Genomic DNA, 5,153 nt, shown 5'->3' on the forward strand with positions numbered 1-5,153 from the left:
CTCCGCGGGGTCCGGGTGACCGGGCGGGACGCGACCGGTCTGCTGCGGCAGCAGGGTGGCCCCCTGCCGCAGCAGACCTCGGCCCCGCGCATGCTTCGGCCTGAGTGTGAAGCCGCGGCCGACGAACCCTGTCCCCGACGGGCCCGGCCCTGCTCCCGCCCCCCCCGACGGGCGTTCGCGTGGGCACGGTGGCCCCATGCGGGTGAAGCGTGGCGTCGGAACGCTCGCGCCCCTGACCGGTGGTGTTGCCTGGCAGCGGAAGCGTCCCTTGATCCTGGAGAGTCACGTGCAGCTGCGCCCTGTCCTGGCCGCCCTCGCGGCCGCGGCCGTTGTCCTCGTCACCGCTCCCGCCGGGCAGGTGGCCGCGCATGGAGCCGCCTCGTCATCGGGCACCGGCGCGGTCGTCCATGAGACCCGGGCAGAGGCGCAGGTCGGCGCTTTCTTCCGGGCGTACCGTCAGGCTGCCCTCGGCCGGGGCGACCTGACCCCCGGACAGGTGCGCGCCCGCTACCTCGCTCCCGACCTGGACAGGCGGCTGGACGCGTGGGCGGCGCAGAGCGGCGCGGACCCTGTCTTCCGCGCACAGAACGTGCCGACGGGCTGGTCGTCGCGCTATGAGGGCAGCGGCGCAGGTCACGCCACCGTGGTGCTGACCGAGAAATGGGGGAGCGGCGCGACCCAGGATGTCTGGTTCTCGGTCCGGCTGGCCGACCTTGTCATCGGCGATCTCAGGGATCCGTCCGCCTGACCGTCGCGACCCGCGGACCGTGGCCCTCTCCGGTCCGGTGTCGTCGCAGCGGGGACCGCGTGCAGTGGCGGGCCGAGTAGCATCGGGTGGTTGACCACTGCGTCCCATGCGCGTCCGCACGCTCCTCAGCGGGTGGCGGGTGTACAGGGCGTACCCGGGCCGTAAGGGCGGTGAATCGGAGATGCCTGACTTCCCGGCGGACGTGCCTGAGGTGGTGCGGGAGGCCCTGGGGCCGGGGTGCCGGACCCTCGGGGTGGAGCGGCTGCGCGGGGGGAGCAAGAAGGGTGTGTACCGGGTAAGGGTCGGCGGGTGCCGGACCGCGAGTGTGATCGTCTACAGGTGGGCCGACGAAGAGAATTTCTGGCCGGAAGCCGCCGAGCAGGCGTCCGCAGACCCCTTCGCGCCCGCCACCGGCCTGGCGCCCTTCCTGGCCGCACAGCGTGAACTGACCAGGATCGGCGCTCGCGTGCCCCGCGTGCTGTCTGCGGGTGGCGGGACGCGCGCGGCGGACTTCGCCGTGGTCGAGGACTTCACGGGCGGCACGCTCGAGGAGCTCTTCGAGACCGACCCGGCGCGCGCCGCCTCCGCACTCACCGACCTGGCCCGCACGCTTGACCTGATGTGCGGTCAGGAGGTGTCGCGGTACGGGCGGCTTGACCTTCTGGAGCAGGGCGGCACGGCCCCCGGTGGCTCTTGCGAGCAGGTGGTTCTCGACCGCGCCTTGCGGGATCTCGCGGAAGCGGCGGACCGCGACGCGAGGATCAAGGCGGCACGCGGGCGGCTCGCGCAGCGACTGCATGAGTCGCGGGCACTGGTGAACCCGCGTGCCGCGTACGGTCTGATCCATGGGGAGCTCGGCCCCGACCACATCCTGGTGAGCCCCGAGGGGGACGTCGTCCTCATCGACATCGAGGGCCTGATGTACTTCGACGTCGAATGGGAGCACGTCTTCCTCCGTATCCGCTTCGGGCGGCATTACGACGCACTCGCCCGTCCCGGCCTCGACCCCCGGCGCATCGGCCTCTACACACTGGCCATGCGCCTCTCCCTGGTTGCCGGCCCCCTGCGCCTGCTCGACGGCGACTTCCCGGACCGGGCGTCCATGCAGGGGATCGCCGAGCACAATCTGCGCGAGACGCTGGCCTTGCTGCGGTAGCCGGCCTGGAGAGGGCAACTCCCGGTGCACTGCGGACTGTTCACCAACTCTTGACATGTTCTCAGCGGCGGCGTAACACTGACATCGCTTGGGAGAGCGCTCTCCCAGCGCTTCCGCTCGACGCACCATCCAGCTCCACTCTCCCCCCACCGCGCACCCGATGTGCGCGGACGCAGAGCGGCATGGAGGTCCGCATGGCCGAAAGATTCAGCAGAACCACCCTGGTGTCCGCCCTGGTCGTCGTCGCCGCACTGGCCCTCGTGGTCACGGGGCTCACGGCGATCACCCGCGCCGGTGTCCCGACAGCCGGGGCGGCGCCGAAGGCCGTCGCCGAGCCGGCCGCGGCCTCGCGTGTCATGCAGGGTACGCAGCACACGCAAGGCCACGCCATGGCGGCGGCCGACCCCGTCCCTTCGGGCGACGATCCCGACGGCGACGGGTACATTCCGGCGAACCCGCCGGTCACCGGGGTGGAGCCGTCCACCGAGATCCCGCCCCACCGGTACTTCCACGAGTTCCAGGCGAACTGCTCCGTCGACCACACCGGATCGGTCGACCCGATCGTCTACCCCGGGCAGACCGGCAAGTCCCACAACCACACGTTCATGGGGAACGACACCACGGACGAGAACAGCACCACCGCCTCGCTCGGCGCGGGCGGCACCGCCTGCAAGGCGCCCGGCGACCTGTCCGCGTACTGGATGCCGACCCTCTACAAGGGGGACCAGGAGGTGCGCCCGGTCGGTCCGCAGACCATCTACTACAAGGCGGGTGTCACCGACTACCGGACCGTGCGGCCGTTCCCCAAGGGGCTGCGCTACGTCGTCGGCAGCCCGACTCAGACCGCCGAGCAGTTCCGTGACCATCCGGGCATGGTCGAGGGTTACGAGTGCGGCGAGAGCTACCACAACTACGAGTTCCCCGCCGCGTGCCCGACCAGCCAGGACACGCAGCTCAATCTCCGTATGCAAGCTCCGAGTTGCTGGGACGGCAAGCACCTGGACACCCCGGACCACAAGGCCCACATGGCCTATCCGGTCGTGATGGGCGCCAACCAGGACGTCTGCCCGGCCAGCCATCCCGTCGCCCTGCCGATGATCGAGTTCAAGATGGCCTGGCCGGTCAACGGTGACATGTCGCAGGTGAGGCTGGCCAGCGGCACGGGCCACTCCTTCCACTACGACTTCTTCAACGCCTGGGACGACGCAACGCTGGACGCCATGGTCGGCCACTGCATCGTGGGCGGCCTCCAGTGCGACGCCCGGGGCTACGACCAGAACAACCCCGGTGAGGGTGCCGCTCTGGACGAGAACTACGAACTGCCCTGACCCGCCTGTGTCTCTCCCTCATGGGTTCACTGCGCCCATGAGGGAGAGCGCTCTCCCATTACTCCCCCCACGAGGAGCTGTCTCCCCCATGAAACTGCCACGTCCCACAGCCTCGGCCCGCGGCCGCAGACGCACCACCGCGCGTCTCGCCGTAGCCGCCCTCGTCGCCGCAGGAGCGGCCACCCTGCCCGTGCCCGCCGCGCAGGCGGCCGGAAGCGTGGTGAAGGTCGAGGGGTCGCAGGGTGCCTGGAAGCTGACCGTCGACGGTTCGCCGTACACCGTGAAGGGCCTGACCTGGGGTCCCGCCGTCGCCGATGCCGGGCAGTACATGCCGGACGTCAGGTCGATGGGCGTCAACACCATCCGGACCTGGGGCACCGACGCCACGACGAAACCACTGCTGGACAGCGCGGCCGGCAACGGGATCAAGGTCATCGCCGGCTTCTGGCTCCAGCCCGGCGGCGGGCCCGGAAGCGGCGGATGCGTCAACTACCTGACGGACACCGCCTACAAGAGCAACATGCTCGCCGAATTCCCCAAGTGGGTGGAGACCTACAAGGACCACCCCGGTGTCCTCATGTGGAACGTGGGCAACGAGTCCGTGCTCGGCCTGCAGAACTGCTACAGCGGTGACGCCCTGGAACAGCAGCGCGACGCGTACACGACCTTCGTCAACGACATCACCAAGAAGATCCACGCCGTCGACCCGAACCACCCGGTCACCTCGACCGACGCCTGGACCGGGGCCTGGCCGTACTACAAGAAGAACGCGCCGGACCTTGATCTGTACGCCGTGAACTCCTACGGCGCGGTCTGCGACATCCGGAGGACCTGGGAGGACGGAGGCTTCGACAAGCCGTACATCGTGACCGAGGGCGGTCCCGCAGGGGAGTGGGAGGTGCCCGACGACGCCAACGGCGTGCCGGACGAGCCGACCGATGTCGCGAAGGCCGAGGGCTACAACCGGGCCTGGCAGTGCGTCACGGGCCACACGGGAGTCGCACTGGGCGCCACGCTGTTCCACTACGGCACGGAGTACGACTTCGGCGGTGTCTGGTTCAACCTGCTCCCGGCAGGCCAGAAGCGGCTCTCGTACTACGCGGTGAAGAAGGCGTACGGGGCCGGCACCTCGGGCGACAACACCCCGCCCGTGATCACCGGCATGACGGTGGACAACGCCTCGGCCGTCCAGGCGGGCAAGCCCTTCACCGTGAAGGCCTCGGTCTCCGACCCCGACGGCGATCCGCTCACGCACCAGGTGCTGCTCGGCAGCAAGTACGTGGACGACAGCGGGCAGCTCAACGAGACGCGGTTCACGGACAAGGGCAACGGCGCCTTCGAGGTGACCGCTCCAGACCGCCTCGGCGTGTGGAAGGTCTACCTCAAGAGCTCGGACGGCAAGGGCAACGTCGGCATCGAGACCAAGTCGTTCCGGGTCGTCCCGCCGGAGGTCGGCGGTACGAACCTGGCGGCGGGCAAGCCGGCCACCGCGTCCACCTTCCAGCCGGACGGCACCGGCTGCCCCTGCCCCGCGGGCAACGCGGTCGACGGGTCCTTCGACACCCGCTGGGCCAGCGACTGGGCCGACCAGCAGTGGATCCAGGTGGACCTCGGAGCGAAGACCGCGTTCGACCATGTGCAGCTCGCCTGGGAGACCGCGTACGCCAAGGGATACACCCTGCAGACCTCGGACAACGGCCAGGACTGGAGCACCGTCCACACCGTCACCGAGGGCAACGGCGGCATCGACGACATCGAAGTCAGAGGTGAAGCGCGCTACGTACGGGTGAACACCTCTGTGCGGGGCACCCCATGGGGCTACTCGCTCTACGAATTCGGTGTCTACCGGAGCTGACCGCCCGCAGAACCCGCCGCACCGTCCCACTCCCCGCCGTCGGTGCGGCCGGGAAGTCCGCGGTGG

4 protein-coding genes are annotated in these 5,153 nt (G+C 69.9%); all 4 read left to right on the top strand.

Features of this window, described 5'->3' with window-relative positions:
• Window positions 1–196 precede the first annotated feature (196 nt).
• The 4 genes from ACFWFI_RS40775 to ACFWFI_RS40790 all read left to right on the top strand — a co-directional run bounded on the left by ACFWFI_RS40775 (window position 197) and on the right by ACFWFI_RS40790 (window position 5,087).
• Entirely contained in the window at window positions 197–748 is a 552-nt protein-coding gene (locus tag ACFWFI_RS40775; protein ID WP_387400709.1) for a hypothetical protein, read from the top strand.
• Window positions 749–929: 181 nt separating this feature from the next.
• Window positions 930–1,904: a phosphotransferase gene (locus ACFWFI_RS40780; RefSeq protein ID WP_387400711.1), complete on the top strand. Its 975-nt coding sequence runs from the start codon at window positions 930–932 to the stop codon at window positions 1,902–1,904.
• A 194-nt stretch (window positions 1,905–2,098) separates the two neighbouring features.
• Complete coding sequence (locus ACFWFI_RS40785; RefSeq protein ID WP_387400713.1) at window positions 2,099–3,232, top strand: DUF1996 domain-containing protein; 1,134 nt, start codon at window positions 2,099–2,101, stop codon at window positions 3,230–3,232.
• Window positions 3,233–3,320: 88 nt separating this feature from the next.
• The gene (locus tag ACFWFI_RS40790) at window positions 3,321–5,087 is read left to right on the top strand and encodes a galactose-binding domain-containing protein (RefSeq protein WP_387400715.1); all 1,767 of its coding nucleotides are present in this window, start codon (window positions 3,321–3,323) and stop codon (window positions 5,085–5,087) included.
• Window positions 5,088–5,153 lie beyond the last annotated feature (66 nt).

This window comes from Streptomyces sp. NPDC060209, from assembly GCF_042728155.1.
Lineage (GTDB): Bacteria > Actinomycetota > Actinomycetes > Streptomycetales > Streptomycetaceae > Streptomyces.